General features: G+C 56.1%; 19 protein-coding genes and 1 tRNA gene. 6 read left to right on the top strand and 14 right to left on the bottom strand.

Annotation, left to right across the window (positions count from 1 at the left end; translation table 11 throughout):
• Positions 1-3 precede the first annotated feature (3 nt).
• The gene (rpiA, locus tag G8764_RS08470) at positions 4-684 is read right to left on the bottom strand and encodes a ribose-5-phosphate isomerase RpiA (protein WP_166164079.1); all 681 of its coding nucleotides are present in this window, start codon (positions 682-684) and stop codon (positions 4-6) included.
• A 164-nt stretch (positions 685-848) separates the two neighbouring features.
• Between rpiA and ilvA the strand changes: the two genes are divergently transcribed.
• Positions 849-2,363 (top strand): threonine ammonia-lyase, biosynthetic, encoded by a 1,515-nt coding sequence (ilvA, locus tag G8764_RS08465; RefSeq protein ID WP_166164077.1) that lies wholly within the window; start codon positions 849-851, stop codon positions 2,361-2,363.
• A gap of 253 nt (positions 2,364-2,616) precedes the next feature.
• Positions 2,617-2,757 carry a hypothetical protein gene (locus G8764_RS08460; RefSeq protein ID WP_166164075.1) on the top strand — a complete coding sequence of 47 codons (141 nt, stop codon included), beginning with the start codon at positions 2,617-2,619 and terminating at the stop codon, positions 2,755-2,757.
• A gap of 88 nt (positions 2,758-2,845) precedes the next feature.
• Here G8764_RS08460 and alr read toward each other — a convergent pair whose 3' ends face one another.
• From alr to G8764_RS08425, 7 genes are all read right to left on the bottom strand, one after another.
• Positions 2,846-3,928 carry an alanine racemase gene (gene alr / locus G8764_RS08455; protein ID WP_166164073.1) on the bottom strand — a complete coding sequence of 361 codons (1,083 nt, stop codon included), beginning with the start codon at positions 3,926-3,928 and terminating at the stop codon, positions 2,846-2,848.
• A gap of 9 nt (positions 3,929-3,937) precedes the next feature.
• A complete protein-coding gene (locus G8764_RS08450; protein WP_341806337.1) occupies positions 3,938-4,795 on the bottom strand; it encodes a D-amino acid aminotransferase in 858 nt (285 codons plus the stop codon).
• 193 nt (positions 4,796-4,988) lie between these two features.
• Positions 4,989-5,885 carry a glutamate cyclase domain-containing protein gene (locus G8764_RS08445; protein ID WP_243748663.1) on the bottom strand — a complete coding sequence of 299 codons (897 nt, stop codon included), beginning with the start codon at positions 5,883-5,885 and terminating at the stop codon, positions 4,989-4,991.
• Between the two features lie 4 nt (positions 5,886-5,889).
• A complete protein-coding gene (locus G8764_RS08440; RefSeq protein WP_166164071.1) occupies positions 5,890-6,831 on the bottom strand; it encodes a 5-oxoprolinase/urea amidolyase family protein in 942 nt (313 codons plus the stop codon).
• The gene (gene pxpB, locus G8764_RS08435) at positions 6,828-7,502 is read right to left on the bottom strand and encodes a 5-oxoprolinase subunit PxpB (protein ID WP_166164069.1); all 675 of its coding nucleotides are present in this window, start codon (positions 7,500-7,502) and stop codon (positions 6,828-6,830) included. The genes G8764_RS08440 and pxpB overlap by 4 nt, the downstream gene beginning before the upstream one ends.
• Complete coding sequence (locus tag G8764_RS08430; RefSeq protein WP_166164067.1) at positions 7,499-8,233, bottom strand: 5-oxoprolinase subunit PxpA; 735 nt, start codon at positions 8,231-8,233, stop codon at positions 7,499-7,501. The genes pxpB and G8764_RS08430 overlap by 4 nt, the downstream gene beginning before the upstream one ends.
• 18 nt (positions 8,234-8,251) lie before the next feature.
• Complete coding sequence (locus G8764_RS08425; RefSeq protein ID WP_166164065.1) at positions 8,252-9,070, bottom strand: putative hydro-lyase; 819 nt, start codon at positions 9,068-9,070, stop codon at positions 8,252-8,254.
• A 515-nt stretch (positions 9,071-9,585) separates the two neighbouring features.
• Between G8764_RS08425 and pepQ the strand changes: the two genes are divergently transcribed.
• Both pepQ and G8764_RS08415 read left to right on the top strand, forming a co-directional pair.
• Complete coding sequence (pepQ, locus tag G8764_RS08420; RefSeq protein WP_166164063.1) at positions 9,586-10,929, top strand: Xaa-Pro dipeptidase; 1,344 nt, start codon at positions 9,586-9,588, stop codon at positions 10,927-10,929.
• Positions 10,930-11,067: 138 nt separating this feature from the next.
• Positions 11,068-11,144: transfer RNA gene (locus G8764_RS08415), tRNA-Arg, on the top strand.
• Positions 11,145-11,411: 267 nt separating this feature from the next.
• Here G8764_RS08415 and G8764_RS08410 read toward each other — a convergent pair.
• The 5 genes from G8764_RS08410 to G8764_RS08390 form a co-directional block, all read right to left on the bottom strand.
• A complete protein-coding gene (locus G8764_RS08410; RefSeq protein WP_166164061.1) occupies positions 11,412-11,912 on the bottom strand; it encodes a hypothetical protein in 501 nt (166 codons plus the stop codon).
• A 269-nt stretch (positions 11,913-12,181) separates the two neighbouring features.
• A complete protein-coding gene (locus G8764_RS08405; RefSeq protein ID WP_166164060.1) occupies positions 12,182-13,552 on the bottom strand; it encodes a Fic family protein in 1,371 nt (456 codons plus the stop codon).
• Between the two features lie 610 nt (positions 13,553-14,162).
• Complete coding sequence (locus G8764_RS08400) at positions 14,163-16,580, bottom strand: TOTE conflict system archaeo-eukaryotic primase domain-containing protein (RefSeq protein ID WP_166164058.1); 2,418 nt, start codon at positions 16,578-16,580, stop codon at positions 14,163-14,165.
• Positions 16,581-16,632: 52 nt separating this feature from the next.
• Positions 16,633-17,007 (bottom strand): helix-turn-helix domain-containing protein, encoded by a 375-nt coding sequence (locus tag G8764_RS08395; protein ID WP_166164056.1) that lies wholly within the window; start codon positions 17,005-17,007, stop codon positions 16,633-16,635.
• A gap of 17 nt (positions 17,008-17,024) precedes the next feature.
• The gene (locus tag G8764_RS08390) at positions 17,025-17,336 is read right to left on the bottom strand and encodes a type II toxin-antitoxin system HigB family toxin (protein ID WP_481859744.1); all 312 of its coding nucleotides are present in this window, start codon (positions 17,334-17,336) and stop codon (positions 17,025-17,027) included.
• Positions 17,337-17,788: 452 nt separating this feature from the next.
• Here G8764_RS08390 and G8764_RS08385 point away from each other — a divergent pair, with 452 nt between their 5' ends.
• Entirely contained in the window at positions 17,789-18,862 is a 1,074-nt protein-coding gene (locus G8764_RS08385; protein ID WP_166164054.1) for a hypothetical protein, read from the top strand.
• A 315-nt stretch (positions 18,863-19,177) separates the two neighbouring features.
• Here G8764_RS08385 and G8764_RS08380 read toward each other — a convergent pair whose 3' ends face one another.
• Positions 19,178-20,281, bottom strand: coding sequence for an NAD(P)H-dependent amine dehydrogenase family protein (locus tag G8764_RS08380; protein ID WP_166164052.1), 1,104 nt, complete (start codon positions 20,279-20,281; stop codon positions 19,178-19,180).
• Positions 20,282-20,407: 126 nt separating this feature from the next.
• On the opposite strand from G8764_RS08380, the gene G8764_RS08375 reads away from it, so the two are divergent.
• Complete coding sequence (locus G8764_RS08375; protein WP_166164050.1) at positions 20,408-21,364, top strand: LysR family transcriptional regulator; 957 nt, start codon at positions 20,408-20,410, stop codon at positions 21,362-21,364.
• The last annotated feature ends 12 nt before the right edge of the window (positions 21,365-21,376 follow it).

The following is a 21,376-nucleotide window of genomic DNA, read 5'->3' as shown; positions in this document are numbered from 1 at the left end:
TATTCAGGCGGTGATTTTTTCCACGCCGCCCTGCCGCCCGATCAGCAGCACATCGGCCGGGCGATTGGCGAACAGGCCGTTGCAGACCACGCCGACAATCTGGTTGATCGCCGTTTCCAGCTCTTTCGGGTTGCTGATCTTGAGATTGTGCACATCGATAATCTCATTGCCGTTGTCGGTGATAACCCCGTGGCGGTGGACAGGATCACCGCCCAGCTTCACCAGTTGCCGGGCCACGTGGGCGCGGGCCATGGGGATGACCTCTACTGGCAGCGGGAAGTTACCGAGAGTGTCGACCCACTTGCTGCCGTCGGCAATACAGATAAACTCATCGGCCACCGCAGCGACAATCTTCTCCCGGGTGAGAGCGGCACCACCACCCTTGATCAATTCCAACCTTGGATTGGTTTCGTCGGCGCCGTCGACGTAAACCGCCAGCTCGTCAACGCCATTGAGATCATAGACCGGGATACCGTGGGCCTTGAGGCGCTCGGCGGAGGCTTCGGAGCTGGCCACGGCGCCGTCAAACTTGGCGCTGATCTCCGCCAGGTAATCGATAAAGTAATTGGCCGTCGAGCCGGTGCCGACGCCGACAATACTGTGGTTGTCCAGTTTCGGTTCGATGTAGTCGACGGCGGCTTTGGCCACGGCCTTTTTCAGTTCATCCTGGGAAGTGCTGCTCATGGTTCGGGCTCTGCAAAAATGAATTGACACACATGGGGTGCTGGTGAGGGCGGCTATTATAAAGAGCCTTGGCCCAGGTCGATAGCCGTTTCACGGCCAATGCTTTACTATTGCGCCTCTTTTAAATCTAAACTCCTTTTCACTGCATCAATAACGGCCAGCCCATGCCCCAGTCATACATCAAGCGCATTCTCGATGCCCGCATCTACGATGTGGCGGTAGAGACCCCCCTGGATCACGCCCGCTTTATGTCGGCGCGGTTGAACAATCGCGTGCTGCTCAAGCGCGAGGATTTTCAGCCAGTGTTCTCGTTTAAGATTCGCGGCGCTTACAACAAGCTGCGCCAGCTGAGCGAAGAGCAATTGAAGGCCGGTGTCATTGCCGCGTCGGCGGGCAACCACGCCCAGGGCCTGGCCCTGTCGGCGGCCAAGCTGGGGGTGAAAGCCACCATCGTGATGCCCAAGACTACCCCGGTGATCAAGGTGGACGCGGTGCGAGCCCACGGTGCCAAAGTGGTTCTGCACGGTGATACCTACGACGAGGCTTCCACCTACGCGCAAAAACTGGTTAAAGAGAAAGGCCTGGCCTATATCCACCCCTATGATGACCCGGATGTTATCGCTGGCCAGGGTACGGTGGCGCTGGAGATTCTGCGCCAGCACCCGGGCCATATCGACGCGATATTTGTGCCGGTGGGTGGCGGTGGCTTGTGCGCAGGCGTGGCCGCCTATGTCAAATACGTGCGCCCGGAAATCAAGGTGTTTGCGGTGGAGCCGGAAGACGCCGCTTGCCTGAAGGCGGCCATGGAGCAGGGGCGGCGCGTGGTGCTGCCCCACGTTGGCATCTTTGCCGATGGCGTGGCAGTGGCACAGGTGGGCAAGGAAACCTTCCGCGTAATGAAGGACACCATCGATGGTGTAATCACCGCCAACACCGATGAAATGTGTGCCGCCATTAAGGACATCTTTGAAGATACCCGCTCCATCGCCGAGCCTGCCGGCGCCCTGGCCCTGGCCGGGCTGAAGAAATACGTGGCCGAGCACGGCTGCAGCGGCCAGACCCTGATCGCCATCGACAGCGGCGCCAATACCAACTTTGACCGGCTGCGCTATATTTCCGAGCGCACCGAAATCGGCGAGAAGCGCGAGGCCATCCTGGCGGTCACCATTCCCGAGAAGCCGGGCGCCTACAAGACCTTTTGCAAGGATCTGGGCAAGCGCAATATCACCGAATTCAACTACCGCTACGCCGATGACCTGGAGGCGCGCATCTTTGTCGGCGTGCAGGTGTCGCCGGAGCGGGAAGACCGCGCCGCGCTGGTGGATGAATTGCACAGCAAAGGCTACGCCGTGGTGGATATGACCGACAACGAACTGGCCAAGCTGCATATTCGCCATATGGTGGGCGGTCACGCGCCGCAGATCAGCGACGAGCGGGTCTACCGCTTTGAATTTCCAGAGCGCCCCGGAGCCCTGTTCAACTTCCTCACCCAGCTGGCCGGACGTTGGAACATCTCCATGTTCCACTACCGCAACCACGGCTCCGCCTTTGGCCGAGTGTTTGTGGGGATGCAGGTGCCGGCAGGGGAAGAGGACCATGTGACCCGTTTTCTCGACAAGCTGGGCTACCGTTACCGGGATGAGACCGACAACGACGCCTACCAGTTCTTTTTGGGCTAGGCACGGCTCAATCGGCCAATAAGCAGCGCATTTAATGATTCTTGCGCCATAATCGTTGTAATACTTGCTCTTTGGGGTAAGTAAGTCTTAACTCTGTGGTATTGGTGACGGTTGTGCAGCGCACTACGAGCCTTTGGCTTGGTCGTCGCCTGTGTCATTTCCTTGGCATTTAAAACTTTTTTGCTATAAAACTGAACTGAATGATCAGAAACCAGTCATAGCAAAACAGTATAATTAGTATTCAGGTAAAGGTATGAAACTCGATGTACTCACCATCGCTATAGTGATCTTTGCACTTGGTGTATGTGCCAGTGCAATGGATCTGCAAGACACCTTCACGTTTGCCAAACAATATCTGCCAGAGGTGCTGCAGCAAACCGCAGGGCAGAGTTAGGGCCTTTCGTTTAAAGGCCCTTTATTCAGTCTCTTCATTTAGCCTTTTCATCCAGCCTCTTTAATCCAGTCTCTTTAATCCAGTCTCTTTAATCCAGGTAATGCCTGGCAACCCGGCTCGACAGCCGGGTCAGCAATTCATAGCCAATAGTGCCCACCCAACCGGCCACCTCATCCACCGGTAAATTCTTCCCCCACAGCTCCACTTGACTGCCGATGCCGATATTGTCCAATTCGGTGACATCGGCGGTAATCATATCCATCGATACTGTTCCCACCAGCGCGGCACGCTGGCCGTTGATCAATAGCGGCGTACCGCTGGGGGCGTGGCGCGGGTAGCCGTCGCCGTAGCCGATGGCAATGGTGGCAATGCGGGAGGGGCTCCGGGCGGTCCAGCGGCGGCCGTAGCCCACCGTGGCACCGGCTGCCACCTCACGCACGGCGATCACCGCCGAATTCAGGGACATAACCGGCTGCAGTTGTGCGGCGTTTGGCTGGGGGCCGGCGAAGGGCGAGCTGCCGTAGAGCATGATGCCGGGGCGCACGTAGTCGCCGTGGCTTGCGGGCCAGGCCAGCAGGGCGGGGGAATTGGCAAGGCTGCGCGGCCCGGCCAGGCCGTCGCAGGCAGTTTCGAAGCGGGCCATTTGGCTGGGGGTAAAGTCGCTGTCGAGCTGGTCGGCGGCGGCGAAGTGCGTGGCCAGAACCAGCGTCGGCTTGACCCCTGGCAAGGCCTGCAATTGCCGGTGTGCGCTGTGCAGGTCGGCGGGGGACAAGCCCAGCCGGTTCATACCGGTGTCGGCCTTGAGCCAGACTGTCAGCGGCGCGTGGTCGCCGGCGTCGCAGAGCCATTGCACCTGCCGCATATTGTTGAGCATCAACCAGAAGTCGTGCTCTGCCGCGAGCTGGATTTCGGCCGCCTCGAACGGCCCCTCCAGCAACAGGATGGGCAGGTGGATACCGGCCGCGCGTAACTCCAGCGCCTCTTCCGTACAGGATACCGCCAGCGCGCTGACCAGGGGTTGCAGCGCCCGCGCCACCGGCACAGCACCGTGGCCGTAGGCGTTGGCTTTGACCACCGCGACGATATTGCTGCCGGGCGCCAGGCGCTGGGCCAGCTGACAGTTGTGGCGCAGTGCGGCCAGATCGATAACGGCTTGGCAGGGGCGGGTCATGCAGTGAACTCAGTAGTTGTACTTGTTGGCGCTGAACAGGGTCTGCGCGGCCAGCCACACATCCCCGGGTTTGCCATCGGCCACCGGTTTGCCATCGATTTCAATCACCGGCGCTATCTCCTTGCTGGAGCTGGTGAGCCACACTTCATCGGCGTCGAACACCTCGTCCATGGTCACGGTGCGCTCCTCCACCGGAATGGTGCCGTCCTTGCGCAGGATGTCGAGCAATATCAGGCGCGTGATGCCGGGCAACAGCTGGTGGTCGAGGGGCGGTGTAATCACCGTGCCGTGCTTGACGATATAGGCGTTACAGGAGCTGCCTTCGGTCATTTCGTTGCGGGCGTTATAGAGAATGATTTCGTTGTGGCCGGCGGCGTAACCCTGCTGGAAATGCATGACATTGCCGAGCAGGGCGGTGGATTTGATGTTGCAGCGCTGCCAGCGCAAATCCCGGGCGGTGGAGACCTTGAAACCCTGCACCTTGTCTTTGTCCGCCGGCGGTGGCGGATTGATGGCAAAGGTATAGGCGAACACCGTGGGTTTGACTCCCTCCGGGTAGGCGTGAAAGCGTTTGCTGTCGGCGCCGCGGCTGACGTGCAGGTAGATGCCCAGGTTGCCGCGGCCATTTTTTTCGATCAGTTGTTGGCAGAGCAGTAGCCAGCGAGCCGGCTCCCAGTCGAGGGGGATTTCCAGTGCCGCCAGGCCGCTGCGCATGCGCTCGATATGGGGGCCAAAACCGACCAGCTTGCCGTCGTAGGAGGGTATGACTTCGTAGATGCCATCACCGAATAAAAAGCCCCGGTCCATGGGCGAGATTTTCGCCTCTGTTATGGGCATAAAGGCATCGTTTAGAAAAACTGTACTCACGGGTAACCCTCAAAATACTCTGCCGCGCTGGCGACACGCCGAAAAAATTGCGCTCACTTTATCACAGCAGCGTTGGATTTTTTGCCCAGCCGGCCGACATTTGCAGCTAAATTCTCCACCCTGCAGCCCTCTGCCGAGGCGACAACGTCGGCGGCCGCCGCGCAAATGAGCCCCGCTATTGCAGTGGCAACTGTCAGCAGAACTCGGTGAGTTGGCGCATCTCCGCCAGCAGGGCCACGCCGACCTTGCCCGGCAGGCCGTCCTCGGTCAGTTCGTTGCGCCGGGTGACCCCGTCGAGGCTGCCGCGCTTGGACAAATAGTCGAGAATCTCCAGCGGTTTGACCGTCGCCAGCAAGTCCTTCTGTTGCAGCCAGCCGAGCATGGCGATCAGGCCCAGTGCGCCCCAGTTGGAGACGTCAGCGGGAATTAATTCCGTGCAACCGCTGACGGCGGGCTTGATATCCAGTTCCTCCACGGCGCTGAGGGCATTGCCCATGCCCAGCTCGTTGCCGCCGTCACCGATGGCAATGGTGGGGCAGAGTTCCTGTGCCACAAAGGCGTCCAGCCCGGCGACCCGGTTGCTGATGTCTTCAGCGCGCATGTTGTAGTAGTGGCCGTCGCTGGCCACCCCCGGGCGCTCGATGCAGAGCAGTATATCCGGCTGCTGGGCCAGCAGCGCTTCGGTCAGGGTTTCGCTGCTGTCGCCGATGGTGAGGGTTTGCACCGGGTAGCGGTTGAACAGCGCTGAGGCCAGTGCCGCTTCGCACAGCAGCAGGGGCTCGTATTTCATTTTCTGCAGCACCTGGCAGAGGGCAATGGCGCCGACCGGGCCGTCGGTCTCAAAAGTGTGCAGCACTGGAAACCCGGTGGCAATCAACACTCGTGGCCCGCTGTTGAGCAACAGTTTGGCGGCGCGCAGCAGGTAACCCGGATCGAGCACAGCTTGCACCGTGCGCATGCCGCGAAGGTTTTGTCCCACCAGCAGGTTTTCCAGCCGCAGGCTGATGGCCATGGCGGCCTTGTCGGAGTCGTCGTTGTGGCCGGGGTCGTGGCCTGGTTCTTGATGAGGGTCACGGTCGATGTCGTTCATGGCGTTAATCCACTGTGATGGCTTCCGCTTGTACGGAAGCAAAATGCTTGCTGGCCAGCTGCAGCGCCCGGTGCGCGCTTTCCAGGGTGATGGCGGCAAAGTTGACCTTGTCGCCCGGTTTTAATTGCGCCAGTCGGGCCAGGTCGAGGGACAGCACCGAGCCGATCTTGGGGTAGCCGCCGATGGTCTGGCGGTCGTTCATCAGCACGATGGGTTGGCCATCGGCCGGAATCTGGATGGCGCCGAGGCAGATGCCCTCGGACAGAATGCCCTCCACGCCCGCTCTGATGGGGGGGCCGCTGAGGCGGTAGCCCATGCGGTCGCTGAGCTTGCCCACCTGATAGCTGGACTGGAAGAACAGCCGCTGCTGCTGGGGGTGAAAAACCTCGTTCTGGTAGCCGGGAATCACCCGCAGGGGCAGCCAGTTGCTGTACCTGGGTAACTCGGCCGGCGGCAGGCGCCAGCACTGTTGGCTGTTGTCGCTGGCGCTCTCGATGAAATCGCCGTTCTGCAACGCCTGGCCATTGAGGCCGCCAACCCCTTCCCGCACCACGGTGCTGGTGCTACCCAAAAATGGTTTCACCTGAAAGCCACCACTGACCGCTACATAGCAGCGGCAGCCCTTCTGGGCATAGGCAATCTTCAGCTGGTCGTCAGCTTTGACCGCGTGGCTGCGCCAGCGTTCAACCGCTTTACCGTTGATGGTTACGGCCACTTCCGCGCCGGTAATCGCGACCCGGGTGGGGCCATGAAAGCGCAGCCCGAGCCCGCCCACAGTGACTTCAATGGCGGTGGCGTCGGGTGCATTTTCACACAGGCGGTTGGCCCAGTGAAACGCGAACGGGTCCATGGGGCCGCCGCTGGTCAGGCCCAGCTGGTGTTGGCCAAAGCGGCCGCCGTCGGTGAGCAGGGCGAGGATGCCGGCGCGGCTGACTTCGACACTCACAGCTCACCTCCCAGCTGCCGGTACTCGTCTTGCTCGATGGCCCGAAACCGGACCCGGTCCCCCACTTGCAGAGGCATAGGGGGATCGGCCTCCGGGTCGAACAGGGTGACCGGGCAGAGCCCGATCAGGTTCCAGCCGCCGGGGGAGGCGGCCGGGTAGACCGCCGTCTGGCGATCGGCGATGGCGACGGCGCCGCGGGGCACTTTGGCGCGCGGGGTCGCCAGGCGCGGCTTGGCAATCCGCGGGTCGAGTTCGCCGAGGTAGGCAAAACCCGGGGCGAAGCCGATGGCATAGACTCGGTACTCCAGCGCCTGGTGCAGCTCGATGACTTCCTCTATCGCCAGTCCGGCGTGGCGGGCCAGGGGCTCGAGATCGGGGCCCGCTGCGGTTGAGTACCAGGTCGGCAGTTCCACCAGCTTCTCGGTGGCGCGGTCTTCGCTGCTGCCGGCGGCGGCTTTGCGGATGGTCTGGCGCAGCTCCAGTTGCCCGCAGCGCGCCGGGTCATAGATCACCAGCAGTGAGGCGTAGGAGGGTACCAGGTCGATCAGGGCCGGGCCCAGCAGTTGTGGCAATCGCCCCGCGGTGTGTTGCACCCGGGCGGAAACCTCGGGGCTGGCGTGCTCGCTGAAATAGACCACTACGGAGTTTTCGCCGGCGTTATAAATCTTCATGAGTGGATAATGTTGCGTATTGCCTGGATGGCGCGCACCGCGGCGGGATTATCGCCGTGCACACAGAGGGTATCGGCTTGCAGCGGCAGCTCCAGGCCGCTGTCGGTGGTAATGGTGCCGGCGCGATCGAGCTGCTCGACCTGGGCCAGCATCTGCTCGAGGGTTAACACCGCGCCGGGCTGCGAGCGCGGCAGCAGCAGGCCGCTGGCGCTGTAGCGGCGATCGGCAAAGGCTTCAAAATACAGCTGCAGGCCGCGCGCCTCGGCTTCCTGCTGATGCATGGGGGCGTCGGGGGTGGCTTGTAGCATCAGGTGAATGGGGGTGTGGTAGGCGGCCACGGTGTCCATGATCACGTGGCGAATATCCGCCTTGGCCATCATGTCGTTATAGAGGGCGCCGTGGGGTTTGATGTAACTGAGCGCCAACCCCTGGCAGCGGGCCATCCCCTCCAGCGCCGCCAGCTGGTAGGTAATGAGGGCGGCGATTTCGTCGTTGCTGCACTGCATGGAGCGGCGCCCGAAACCGGCCACATCCGGGTAGCTGGGGTGCGCGCCCACGGCGACGCCGTGGTGTTTTGCCAGTGCCAGGGTGGCGCGCATCACCATGGGGTCGCCGGCGTGAAAGCCGCAGGCGATATTGGCCTGGTCAATGTGGGGCATGACCTCGGCATCGACGCCCATGGTCCAGGCACCAAAGCTTTCGCCGAGATCACAATTTAACAGTAACGCCATAGTTAGGGCCTCGTTATTCTAGAATACGGCCAAACGGCTGTTAGGGATGTCGGTAACCGCCATGCAGCCGGGGCTGTGGGTAATACAAAAGGGCGGTTTTGCCTCCATGATGGCGGCCTGGGGGGTGACCCCGCAGGCGGTAAATACCGGTACTTCACCGGGATTGATGGTCACCGCATCGCCGTAGTCTGGCCGCTCCAGTGCGGCGATGCCAATGGCGGCGGGGTCGCCAAAGTGCACCGGTGCGCCGTGCACGGTGGGGAAGCGGGAGCAGATCTGGATCATGCGGATGGCGTCGGCGGGCAGAAAGGGGCGCATGCTTACCACCATATTGGCGCTGAAGCGGCCGGCGCTTTTGCAGCGGATATTGGTGTTGTACATGGGCACGTTTTTACTCTCGCTGAGATTGCGAATTTCGAGGCCGTCAGCCAGCAGCGCCTCCTCAAAAGAGAACGAGCAGCCAATCAGGAAGGTCACCAGGTCGTCGCGCCAGACCTCATGCAAATCTGTCACCTCCCGGGCCAGTTGGCCGTTTTCCCAAAGGCGGTAGCGAGGCACGTCGGTGCGAATATCGAAGTCCGGGCCAATACCGTCTATACCGGTGTCGCCCGGTTGGCTGGCCATGGCCACCAGCGGGCAGGGCTTGGGGTTGAGCTGGCAAAACTGCAGGAATTCCGCCGCCCAGTCGCGCGGTAAAATAGCCACATTGCACTGCACAAAACCCTGGCACAGGCCGGAGGTATGGCCGGAGTGCTCACCGCGGCGAATGCGCTCGCGCAGTTGGGCGGGGCCTGATGTTGCTGGGCGTATTTGGCGGGTCGAAGAGACGGAGTTCATAATGCTTCCCTTATCCGGCGGGTTGATGGCTCCAGAGACCTATTGTCGATCCCCGGGGGGGCGCTGTGCAACCGGAAAACGGTAATTGGGGAGCCGATGGCCGCGTATTTTTACGCGCCAATGCTGGCCAGCTCTTTATCAGCCCCGCGCTACCGGTATGATTTTTATTTTGCTCAGCCCGTAGCTGGTAAGCGGGAGGCGACACGCTGCAAAATGGAAAGTGTGCGAGGAGTTGCAGCAGCCAGGGCCGAGCATGGGGGGGCAAGCCAATGACCCCAATTGCGGCGCGCTGCTCCGGGAGGTGAGCATGGGTTTGTGACCCAAAAGCCTTGGTGCACCGGGTTGCTTTGGGTTAACGTCGCAACTGGTGTCGAAAAGCCTGTAGTTGTAAAAAAGCCTGCAGTTGTAAAAGCGGTGATTGTTACAATCCCGCGCCCTGCATCTTCCCGCAGCGCCCCGAAGGCTTTCTGATGGCAGGCGAACGTCCGATTCAGGACCCGAGACGGAGTAACGGTTTGATTCCTACCGATCTGGCACACACCTACGGCGAACATGTGGCTGCGCAGTTGCGAGTCTGGCAGGGCTTGCTGGCAGACATGCAGGTGGATGGTGTGCTGGTCGCCGCCGGCGCCGAGATCATGCGCTTTCGCGAAGACCAGGCCTACCCCTTCAGGGTAAACCCCTATTTCAAAGCCTGGTTGCCACTGCTTAATCGACCGGACAGTTATATCTGGATCGACGGTGACTCGGAGCGGCCACTGTTGCTGTACTTTCAGCCACAGGATATCTGGCACAAGGTCGAGCCGCTCACCGATTCCGCCGTGTTGGATGCGTTTGAAGTCGCGGTATGCAGTGATCACAGCACTGTATTGCAGCACTTGCCGGCGCTGCATTACCCGGCCTATATCGGTGCGCCGGAACACTGCCCTTTTGCCAGTGCCCGTATCAATCCGGCGGCGCTGCTGACGGCGCTGGACTTCCGCAGTGCCTATAAAGACGGCTATCAACTGGAGTGCCTGCGCCGGGCCAGTGCCCGTGCGGTACTCGGTCACCGGGCTGCAGCCAGGGCTTTTAGTGCGGGCAGCTCGGAATACGGCATCCATATGGCCTACCTTGAAGCCAGCGGGCAACTGGAAGAGGACCTGCCCTACGGCAACATCATCGCCCTCAACGAGCATTCAGCGGTGCTGCACTACACCCAGAAGAGTCGCCAGCAGCCGCCCCAGCGGCGCAGCTTCCTGATCGATGCCGGCGCCAGTGCGGGTGGCTATGGGGCGGATATCAGCCGCACTTACAGTACCAGCGAGGATAAGTTCAGGGCGTTGATCGAGGCCATGGACGGCTTGCAGCAGCAGATCATCGCCAGTATCCAGGTGGGCGCCAGTTACGTCGACCTGCACCTGCAAGCCCATCGCCTGCTGGCCGGGGTGCTGCGAGACGCGGGGCTGGTCACTTGCTCGGCGGAGGTTTGCCTGCAGGAGGGGCTGACCTCGATCTTCTTTCCCCACGGTCTCGGCCACCTGCTAGGTTTGCAGGTACACGAACGGGGCGGCTGGCTGCACTCCGCCAGCGGAGAGCAAGTGCCGCCCCCGCCTGAGCACCCCTACCTGCGCCTGACCCGCCCCATGGAAACAGGCCAGGTATTCACCATAGAGCCGGGTTTGTACTTCATTCCCGCGCTGCTGCAAGAGGCGCGCTGCGACAAGCGCGCCCGGCTGCTCAACTGGCCCCTGATAGAGCAACTGATCCCCTGCGGCGGCATCCGCATCGAAGACGATATCGCCATTACCCGGGAGGGGGTGGAGAACCTGACCCGCAATGCCTTCGCCGCTGCCGATCTGGAGAACGCTACAGGCTGAACCCGGGGGCAGACCGGGCCACGCGCTTTAAAACCTTCACCCCGGGATAGACTAAGCCCGCCCGGATAAGTATCATTGCGCCCCTGTGGTTTACCCCTGCCGGTATTATGCCGGCTACGGGTAATTCACCAGCATCACGCACCCTTAGCTCAGCTGGATAGAGCGTTGCCCTCCGGAGGCAAAGGTCAGAGGTTCGAATCCTCTAGGGTGCGCCAAATACCAAAAAGCCCACCTCGCGTGGGCTTTTTGGTATTTGTTGTATTCTGCAGGCCGAGAACCTCTGCCGGGTTCGACAAATCGTCTGGAACGATTTGGTCCGCGCAGCGCCCGCAGGGTGGCGCACATGGATGTGCGCCAGACAATCCTCTAGGGTGCGCCATTTATTTATAAATGGCGGAACCGCCGGGGTGAGAACCTCCCAGGTTCGACCAGTTGCACTGCAACTGGGACCGCCAAAGGCGCCCGCAGGGTGTTAAAAGCCCTTAGGCTTTTAACAGTCTATCCTCTAGGGTGCGCCAAATACAAGAAAGCCCACCTCGCGTGGGCTTTCTTGTATTTGTTGTATTCTGCAGGCCGAGAACTTCTGCCGGGTTCGACAAATCGTCTGGAACGATTTGGTCCGCGCAGCGCCCGCAGGGTGGCGCACATGGATGTGCGCCAGACAATCCTCTAGGGTGCGCCATTCGGCCTGTAACCCATAGCTGGTGAGGGGTTGCGAGAAAATCCATTGAGGTTTGAAAGCTTTCATCAAAGTCTCGCAGCGGACGGCCACATTTGGCGATTTTTTCCTGCATGACCTGCTTTTCAAGCTGCAATTCGCCTATACGTTTCTCATAGGCACTCACAACTGAAGTTGATTCCGCATCCACGATATGATCCAGCAATTGCTCGATCTTCTTCTCACTCTTGGCCATATCCAATTGAAGCGATTTACTGTGAGTTTTTTGAAATTCCAGGCGGTATCCCCAAAACTCTTTAAACATCGCCAATGCAAGATTGAATAGCTCTTTGTCGGTTTTAGGGACAATAGGAACTGCTCGAACTCACCTTCGATCACATCGCGCCGGATCGACTGCGATAGCTGGAGCAGCCTTTCTTGAAACACGTATTATAAGGGTGCATAGCTGTGTTCCCATTCGACCAGGAGGCCGTTAGATTGTGGCCGCATTCACCTCAAGATGCCTTCTCCCTTTGGCAAGCGCGAAAGCAAAAAGCCGAAACCCAATACAAAACTATAGAATCGAGCCATAGCTTACGGCTTGCTCGAAAGCCATGCTTCGAGCTGTGCTTCAGTGATACCCAAGCCAATGATTGCACCAGCATGCAATGTGCTTAAATCGGCTAGCGTCATGGCTGTAAATTTTGCAGTCTCGTCTATGCCATTTTTCTTACAGAAATTTTCGATAGTGACTTCTGCTTTCTTGCCGTGCAACCCGCTCTTGACGACTAGCCCCATGACTTCTTTTCTCTGTTGTCTGTACTGAATGCGGAACGCATCAATTTCCCCGAGCGATTTTTTTACCACACCGTATTGCTCGCACGAGCGCAGATAGGCCCAGGCATAGAGTTCCAGCATGGGTTCAACGTTGTTTTTCTCATACATGGCAAGCAAGGCGGCGGTGTAATTATCCCGCGAAACATCGGTAAAGCTGAGCGGGCATAAATTTTCCTTGATAAAGGGGATATTGCAGCTCAGGCGCGAAGTGCGCTTGTTGACATCTTCAAACGCCTGCAAGTAGGAAAGATGCACCAGCAAAAAGAAACTTTGCTCAAATGGGTCTTCGATCTTGCGAGCTTTGAATAAAATAAGCTCGAATAGTTCTTTGAGCCGGTGGGGATTGTTCAACGGCTTGTAGGTTGATTGCCCAATATTCACTTCCATAGATCGGATATTGCCGCAAGCTCCTGGGTTTGCCAGCAAATCTTGCGACAATAAATGGTGTAGGTTGCGGATCGTCAGGCTGTTTAGCTCAATATCTTGCGCGTTTTCCACAAGGAACAGAATGGCTTCCTTGTGGTTCATAATCATGACGGTTTCTTCATGAACCTTGCCTTCTGCTGTAATGCCTTCCTCAACGAGCTTTTGCGTATCCAGCCGTGAGTAAGTGTTGCCTTCCAGGCGGCTGGAGTTATAAGACAGGTCTATGAGTAGCCGCTGGCAAATTTCCCGTGCGTAGGTGCCTGCCGCCAATGCCTTGTCGAAGCGTTTACCTTCCTGGTAGAGCTGTTTTCTGACCTTTTCCGAGACATACGCTGTTTCATTTGGGGCATAGCTGTCCAAAAAGCCACGGTTATAGGACATTTTTTTTCGGGCGTGAGGCGGAGTGTCCAAAAACTTAAGGATATTCTGGCTTTCTGAACTAAAAATCTCGTGTGTATTGTCCGTTAAGTGTCCAATAAATTCTTTTTTGGACACTTTGGCGGGATAATACTTTCTGGCCTTTTTCTCGCCCACTTTTAGTATGAGCCCATCGTCTGACAGGCGGACAAGGCGGCGCTGCAATGTCTTGTAATTGCCAGAAAAACTGATCAATTCTGAAATTTGGCTGGTAGACAATCCTTCCGGGTTTTTCTCCAGAATGGCTAGGATTTCTTCTATTTCTCTTTGCGTGTCTGTTGCCATGGCTGTCTCTTTTGTTTGTTGTCCATTATTGTCCATTAAATCAAGCTATGTGATTTAATGGACACAATCAATCAATATTTTGGACATATACATCTTTTAATGGACAATTTTCTGCTGATCTATACCGTACGCAGCACAGCAGAAGCTCAGGCGGGTGTCGTACGTCTGGTCCAGAGCAGGGCGCAGTCCGTGGGGTTTGCGTGGGTAACGGACACTGTGCAATGTACCGCCACAGTAACGGCAACCCCTAGCTTGTACATCGCTGGCCAGTTCCCGATCTAAACGAAAAAGCTATTGGTAGAAGCAGGTATGGGAAAGAAATAACACACTGGTGCTGTCTCCTTGTCTGTTCTTGGTCGCGGGGGCTTTTCTTAATCCATCATAAAACGTGCCCAGAATGGGGCAAAATTCCCTCAGGTTTATTGCACACTCTCACCAGTAGCACCGCAACTGGGACCGCCAAAGGCGCCCGCAAACAGTCTATCCTCTAGGGTGCGCCACCTCTCTTATTGCCACATGTACTATTGGGATCATCTCTAATCAACAGGAACTTTCAGCCTAGAGCATCATTATATTTCTGGTGCTTGCACTTCCTGTTCAGTGGGCACTATCAACCGGGAAGCTCTGGGTGAATAAGGGGGATCATGGCAATTGGATTTCTACTGGGGGTTCTATCTCCATTTCTAGCCGTTTTAATTCTTGCCCCTGGCGTTTTTATCGGAGCCAACTCATAACCCATAGCATTATAGCCCTTCTCCCGCTTCCCAAACATGCGTTGTAGCATAGGCAAAGCTTCATCGACGTAGTCATATATAGTGACTTGATCTTTACCTTCAGACTCCCGATGCAATCGACCCGCATATTGTGCCAACGAACCTTTCCAGGCTATGGGTAATGCAAGAAACAACGTGTCCAGTCTGGGCAAATCAAACCCTTCGCCAATATATTTTCCTGTCGCGACAATGACCTGAGCATCCGACAGCTTCTCATTGGCGGCCTTGCGCTCTTTTACTCGCATGGCACCGCGAAGTACTAGCGTTGAAATATCCTTTTTCTCAAGCATCCCAGCCAAGATTTCCGCATGCTCCCTTCGCTCCGTCAGTACGAGAGAGTGTGCGCCACTCTTTACCGACTCGATAACATTGTCGACAATCAGCCTGTTTCGACTATTATTTTCAACCAGCCATCGGTATATCTCCGCGATGTGCGGTCGCACATCAGATTGAATCAAAGAGTGTGGGGGCTTGTCATATAACTGTTGAACAACTACTTTCTGCTCAAAGCCCCTTGTGCCGCTTACCTCCACCTTGTGCCTGACGGGACCAGCTATCATAAACATAATCTTCTGGTGGCCGTCCTGACGATTTGGTGTGGCAGTGAGCCCTAACACAAATTTTGCTCGGGATTCGTTCAGCAGCATTTCGTAGCGAGGCGCAGAGATATGATGGCACTCATCGATAATGATCTGGCCATATTCCTGTAACAAGGGTGAGACAGTATTGCTTTTCTTGTCGATCAGGCTTTGATAAGTCGCTACGTCGATCTGGCCAGTTGGCTTCTTCTTGCCCCCGCCAACGGTTCCCACCTCAACTCCGCTGGTGAATGAGCGAATGCGCTCTTTCCATTGGTCCAACAGTTGTCTGCTATGGGTTAGTATTAGCGTATTTACCTTGCGACGTGTGATAACACCTATCGCGGTTACTGTTTTTCCAAAAGCAGTGGGGGCATGTAGAATCCCTACGTTATTAGCAGTGATCGCTTCGGCCGCCTGTTGTTGGTCTTTTCTCAATTCACCGAGGAACTCCAGTCCATTTAGGGGCGTACCTTCGACCCGTTTGTCGTACAGCACAACCGCTATACCCTGGTCTTCGAGTAGCGCCATCACTTCATCAATGCAACCTCTGGGTATTGATAAATAACCTTGCTCAATACGCGCACAGGTGATGTAGCGTGGGATGCCATGAGTTGAAAAGCGCAATGCCTGGGTTTTGAAGAAAACCGGATTGGAAAAACTGGCCAAGCGTCGAAGCTTGGCAGTAAGGGCAGCTGGCAGTTCATCCAGCTTGATATAGATATGATTGGCCAGAGTGACTGCAAGCTTCTTCGGGCAATCCGCTATTTTTTCATTCTTGCGTTCTATCCCCTGCTCCCAAGGCAGGCTATTTTCTGGCGCTTCGAACTGTTGCGGCGCCAACAGCTTTAGTAGCCTTTTAACATCAAAGGCAGATAAGCGCTGAAGATCCGACAAGAATGCCCACTGATCTGGGTAAGGGGTCAATGAAGTATCAACAAACTGACTGTTACCCAATTGCCGCGCCTGATGTTGAAGAGGCAGGGCGATAAGATTTCCAAATCCCCCCTCAGGCATAATATCCTGATTCGGGAATAATCGATCATAAGACTCAAAGGAGATTCCAGGATGGATATCCATGGCTTTATCGAGTAAAGCAAATCCGAGCTGCCTCGCTTCACGGGCAGATACTCTGTCTTTGAAGAAAATCCACAGGTGCGCTCCGTTACCTGATCTCGAAATCTCTATGGCATGAGGAATCGTATGTTGAAAGCACACTTGAGCCATGGCCTTCACGGCTTCTTGCCAGCCACTTTTATCAAAATCAGCCGCCAGGAGGTGGCAGGCTTCATCTGACATGAGTGGGTACAAGCCTACTATATGCTTTCCCGTTAGGTGATCATAAACAGCCTGAGCATCCAGCTCTCGATATTGCCTGTGACTGCACTCACCGCACTTGATTCGAGGTTTATTGCAAACACCGGGAACCCATTCATTATGACAGGCTACTGAGTAGCCACTCCTTCCTATTGAGTTTTGCCAGCGGGTGGCATAGACATCCGTCCGTCCCTTGAAAAGGGCTTGAAACAGAGCAACTTTTTGGTCGGACGTTAGTTGTTGAGGTTTATATGGAGACAGGCTTTGCGCTAGCAGTTGCTGCTTACGCTGAATTAAGTCAGACCGCTCTCTATCAAGCTCTTCAATGCGAGACTCAATCGCCTTCAGTTCTTCAGACATAATTCATAAATTGTTGCACCCTGATTTAACGATTAACCAAGAGCCACGAATATTAGGCAGGAGAATGCGCTTGGGGCGGTTTGATCAACGATTCAGCAGGTATCCCCAGCTCCTGATTAAGCTTCCAGATCATTTTTAAGGTCAAAGAGCGCTTGTAGTTAAGGATTTCGTAAACACGGTTGCTTTTCCCAATCATTGGCTCCAGATCTTTAACGGTCAGCCCCTTTTGCTCCATCTCAAATTTGATCGCTTCAACCGGGTCAGGGAAATCCAGCGGGTAGTGCTTGTTCTCATAAGCCTCTAGCAAAGTTACCAGTACATCCAGCTTTTCGCCTTCAGGCGTATCAGGCCCCGCCATCATCAGGCTTTCAATCTCTTTCAACGCCGCACGGTAGTCGGCATCCGTTTTAATAGGCTTGATATCCATTATGTCTACCTCCGGCATTAAATAGTTTGTACATCAATTTTGTCATATTGAGCATGGGTGCCGATAAAGCGGATATAGACCACCTTGTAGGCATAATTGATCCACACCACCAGCCGATACTTGTTACCGGCAATGTTGAACACCACCCTACCATCCTTGAGAATACTGGCATTCCTGAAGTCCTGTTTGACCTCAGCAGGGGAGGCCCAATCGGCTTTCAGCGCATGCCGATACCAGGCAAGTGTTGGCTCGATGGCATCAGTATAAGCTGGGCTCTTTTCCCAAAATGTCTTCAACGATGACAGGGCGATGATTCTCATGAATTGCATAATAGTCCCATTATGGGACTTTTGCAATAACTGTGTGCGGTACAGAGAAAATTCCGCTCCCTTCGCGAGGCCTGGATCACAACAGCCCATTCTGGCATTGAGGCACACCGCCTGCAGCTACCGGGCCACAGAAAAGCTCCTCGTCAAAAAAACGGGATACTACAGGCGGGATTTAAAGGGAATCAGCTTGCGCCAGACAATCCTCCAGGACGGTAAAACGGGTCGGCGGTAAAAAGGGGCCGGTGACAAATAGGAATCATTTCGATTATCGTTTGTCACCGATCCTTTTGACTCCCTTTTACTTTTATGTCGTATACCCCGCTTAAGCCCAAAAAACCGCTACTCGTGTGATGAAATGTAAATCTCTGCCGGAGGCATTGAAACCCTGTCCCTATAACTGATAGTATGTCAGTTAATAATTAAATTCGACCCACAACAAGCGAGTTTCCCGGATGACTGAAATAACAGCGCGCACCAATGTCACATTAGCGGATCAACTGAGTTACGTTGATAAACTGCCTGCCGGCGTTCCCTATATGGAAAACAATGGTTTTCTTATTATGGGTGAAACCGATGAAGGCGAAGAGATCTCTTTTGTATCCTGCATCTTTCGCGTAGGCGGGGGCAAAGACGGCCCCTGGCAGGTTGACGACGTCTACAAGGGCCAGACAACCTTTATCGCGTCACCCAAGGATCACACTGGCGGTATCCGCGACAGTGCATTCATTGGCAACCGTACCTGGGCGACCGACCACTGGGAGTCCGGCTCGGTCAGGGAAGAGGGCGATGCGGTCATCTGGTCGCTGGGTAATCGCCAGCACATTTGCCGCCCTCCTTACTGGGAGATCAAGGGTGAGCACATGGGTATTGAGTTTGATCTCAAGCTGACCGGTATTGGTGATGCGCCGTACCACAAGGGCCCATTTGCCGATCTGGAAAAAAATGGCATCGCCGGTTTTGAGCACCCCCTGTGTGCGGAAGGTACCATCACTGCGGAGGGCAAAACCTACCGCCTGAGCAAGGACAAATCATTTGGTTGCCAGGAAAAGTTCACTCAGCCCGCCTGGGACCTGGCCGACATCCTGCGCGGCGAAACCTATTACTGGAACTGGTGGGCCAGTGAAAACGTACGCATCTTTATCTATTACTACCCCTCTGTAGGTAAAACCTTCAGCCACGTATGTGTCGACGGGGAAGAAATCCAGTTTTCCGAAAACGGTCACAGCAACATCACCATGGAAGAAAAAGAGTTTTGGATTGATCCCAAAACCCGGATGCGCGTCCCGGTCAAATGGCATTTTAACCTGGAGTCAAAAAACGGCACCATTGATCTGGATATCGAAGCCGCCACGCGCACTTACTACAGCTACCTCACCACCTCAGGTGCAACCATGCACTATGGCCTGCACTCGCACAGCGAAGGTTCAATGAAACTCGCAGACGGGCGCAATATTCCGCTGAAAGATATGCGGACTTATATCGAACATGGCTGGACAGCAATTCCGCTGAAGTCACACGCCGAGTAAGCTGCACTAGGTAACTGAAAAAGGCGTCGGGGTAAACTCCGGCGCCTTTTCTTTTTCCGGCTATTATTGGTCATTGTTTTACATTCGTGCGACGGCCCAGGCGTTAAACTGGCACACACGAAACCCGGAATCCAGCTATTAGCGATCGCCAATAGCTGATCAGCGGCCAAAAAATATCCGGATTAAAGCGGTTGCGAATTTTCCGGTGCGATTTGATTGCTAAATCACTAGGTAAAAACTGATCGCGCGCCGCTGCACAAGAGCGAATTGCTTGTGCAGCGGTGCACTATGCACAAATGGTGCTAGTGAGTGCTACTAGCGAACAATCAACGGGCTCTTGAAGTTGCGCAAGTCGGGACAGTAGTTGGCAAAATTAAAGGGCAGTACAATTCCTGGTTCGGCGCCGCAGACAATAGGAATCGCCTGAATAAGAGGGATGGCGGTGGCGTAATAGGCGGGCAGGGTGTTGTCGCCCGGGCGATGCTCCAGGTTTTCCTCAACGGAAGCCATCAGCTGGAACTGACCCCGCACCGACACCGGTTCGGCCTCGATCTTGATGTTGTAGTAGTCGCCCCGGTGCAGGCCGGCAGGCAAGTCCCGCTCATCGACATACCAGATCTCTTCCAGGGTAATAAGCTTCTTGCCGTCCACTATAGCGTGGTAGAGAAAATTGACGCCATTACGCTTGCCTTTCGGCACGGTAAAGGGAATCAATTTGGTGTCTTCGCGGGCGACAAAATATTTTTTTTCCGATTCGATGCGGTCGAGCTCAACACCCATAACATGACAGGTGAGTGCCAGGGTTTCGTGGTAGCCGCGATCACCGACATTTTCAATCCACGGCCGCTCTGACATATCGGAGCCGTAGCCGAGCCCGCCCATCATGTCGGCACTTTCGATATGACTGTTGTCGGACAGTTCCTGTACATGAATATGCTTGATGCTGGTGGACGCACCGGTAAACGTGGAGATGATGCGCTCATACAGCCAGCCGGGGTTCACACCGGTACCGTGCAGGCAGCTGCCACCCTTCTTGCAGGCCGCGTCGAGTTTGTCGTGCAGTGCCTGGGAGTGGTAGGCGGGGTACCACCAGCCTGCGGATGTAACCAGGCTCTTGCCGGATTCCAGCAGGCGGCAGGCAATCTCGGTGGCCTCTGAATCCTCGTTCAGTTCGGCGCTCATATTGACCGAAAACAACACCACATCGGCGTCCATAGCGATGACCGAGTCCTGATCGGTGGTCATTTTAATGCCGACCGGATCCATGCCCAGGTATTCGCCGACGTCCACGCCGTGCTTGCTTTCGCTGTAAGCCAGTACCCCCACCAGTTCCAGCTCAGGTTTCTTCAGCACCTCTTTCAGGCAGGCATTACCGACGATTCCCGGCCCCCAGACGATCACTTTGTATGGCGCGCGCATAGCTAACTCTCCGTTATTTATTGGAATAGATGTCGATTATAGAGGTCGGTTGATATTATCCAAGTGCAAAAAATGCTAAGTTGTTATGACTTTCTTGCATAGCCTGCTGCCGGAGTTTCAACCCTAGTGAAAACCCTGAACCTGCAAAAGCTGTTTCACGCCCTGATCGTGGCGGAGGAGTGTTCATTGGTTGCCGCCAGTAAAAAGCTGTACCTCACCCAGTCCGCCCTGACGCGCAGCATCAAGTCACTGGAAGATGATCTGGGCATCACTGTTTTCCGGCGCAAGTCCACCGGGGTTGAGCTCACCAGTGAAGGTGAAATGCTGATGGCGCGGGCCCGTGCGCTGCTGGAACAAGCGGGGCAATTGCGTGCCGATGCCAGGGCCCTGAGCAGTGGCTCGCGCAGTGTGGTTGGCTTTGGCCTGGACCCGGTGGTGGCACACCATGTTCTGGCTGCGGAGTTAACAAGCCTGGTGGCTGATACACGACTCATGCAAGTGCAGGTGAGGGTTGAATCCCGCAGCACATTACTGAGCGTGTTGCTGACTGAGAGCATCGATTTTTTTATCGCCGACATCAATGATTTCACGCCCCTGGACGTCAAGGATATTGCCGTGCAAACACTGGGGCAATTGCGCGGCAGTTTTTACGTGCGCCGGGGACACCCTTTAAGCCGGCGCCGCAACGTTGCCCGCGCCGACATCTATGAATTTCCCGTCCTTACTCCCTCCAATGTCCATGAAAATACCTGGGATGAGCTGCGCTGGCGCAGCATCAACACCGGTGAGCCCGAGCGCAAACAGCAATTGATATGCCCGGATATCGGCGTACTAAAAGCGGTGACCATGGACACTGACGCCGTGTTTGCCAGCGCCGACCTGAACGTGCGGGCAGAGTGCGCAGAGGGGCGTTTGATCCGCATCGACCACCGGGTCGCCGACGGCAAAGACCTGCGCACCATCGGGCTTGTCACTCTCAAGGATGGCAAGCCCGGAATCCACGCCAAAAGCATCATGGCCAGCCTCGCAATGCAAGTGCGCAACAGCGTTTGCGTACCCGTCGAGGTTGGCCCAGCAACCTGATGCCGGCGTGCG

Origin of the sequence: Pseudomaricurvus alcaniphilus (genome assembly GCF_011440395.1) — a bacterium.
Taxonomy (GTDB): Bacteria; Pseudomonadota; Gammaproteobacteria; order Pseudomonadales; family Cellvibrionaceae; genus Pseudomaricurvus; species Pseudomaricurvus alcaniphilus.
The sequence above is the reverse complement of the archived record's forward strand: the minus strand, read 5'-3'. Positions and strand labels throughout refer to the sequence as shown.

Excerpts from the sequence above, each read along its gene's own strand:
- G8764_RS08400 (WP_166164058.1), bottom strand. The coding sequence starts at position 16,580 with ATGTCTGAAGAACTGAAGGCGATTGAGTCTCGCATTGAAGAGCTTGAT.
- rpiA (WP_166164079.1), bottom strand. The coding sequence starts at position 684 with ATGAGCAGCACTTCCCAGGATGAACTGAAAAAGGCCGTGGCCAAAGCC.
- pxpB (WP_166164069.1), bottom strand. The coding sequence starts at position 7,502 with ATGAAGATTTATAACGCCGGCGAAAACTCCGTAGTGGTCTATTTCAGC.
- G8764_RS08380 (WP_166164052.1), bottom strand. The coding sequence starts at position 20,281 with ATGCGCGCGCCATACAAAGTGATCGTCTGGGGGCCGGGAATCGTCGGT.
- G8764_RS08410 (WP_166164061.1), bottom strand. The coding sequence starts at position 11,912 with ATGTTTAAAGAGTTTTGGGGATACCGCCTGGAATTTCAAAAAACTCAC.
- G8764_RS08385 (WP_166164054.1), top strand. The coding sequence starts at position 17,789 with ATGACTGAAATAACAGCGCGCACCAATGTCACATTAGCGGATCAACTG.
- G8764_RS08425 (WP_166164065.1), bottom strand. The coding sequence starts at position 9,070 with ATGAACTCCGTCTCTTCGACCCGCCAAATACGCCCAGCAACATCAGGC.
- G8764_RS08405 (WP_166164060.1), bottom strand. The coding sequence starts at position 13,552 with ATGGCAACAGACACGCAAAGAGAAATAGAAGAAATCCTAGCCATTCTG.
- G8764_RS08460 (WP_166164075.1), top strand. The coding sequence starts at position 2,617 with ATGAAACTCGATGTACTCACCATCGCTATAGTGATCTTTGCACTTGGT.
- ilvA (WP_166164077.1), top strand. The coding sequence starts at position 849 with ATGCCCCAGTCATACATCAAGCGCATTCTCGATGCCCGCATCTACGAT.
- G8764_RS08445 (WP_243748663.1), bottom strand. The coding sequence starts at position 5,885 with ATGAACGACATCGACCGTGACCCTCATCAAGAACCAGGCCACGACCCC.
- G8764_RS08395 (WP_166164056.1), bottom strand. The coding sequence starts at position 17,007 with ATGGATATCAAGCCTATTAAAACGGATGCCGACTACCGTGCGGCGTTG.
- G8764_RS08430 (WP_166164067.1), bottom strand. The coding sequence starts at position 8,233 with ATGGCGTTACTGTTAAATTGTGATCTCGGCGAAAGCTTTGGTGCCTGG.
- alr (WP_166164073.1), bottom strand. The coding sequence starts at position 3,928 with ATGACCCGCCCCTGCCAAGCCGTTATCGATCTGGCCGCACTGCGCCAC.
- G8764_RS08390 (WP_481859744.1), bottom strand. The coding sequence starts at position 17,336 with ATGCAATTCATGAGAATCATCGCCCTGTCATCGTTGAAGACATTTTGG.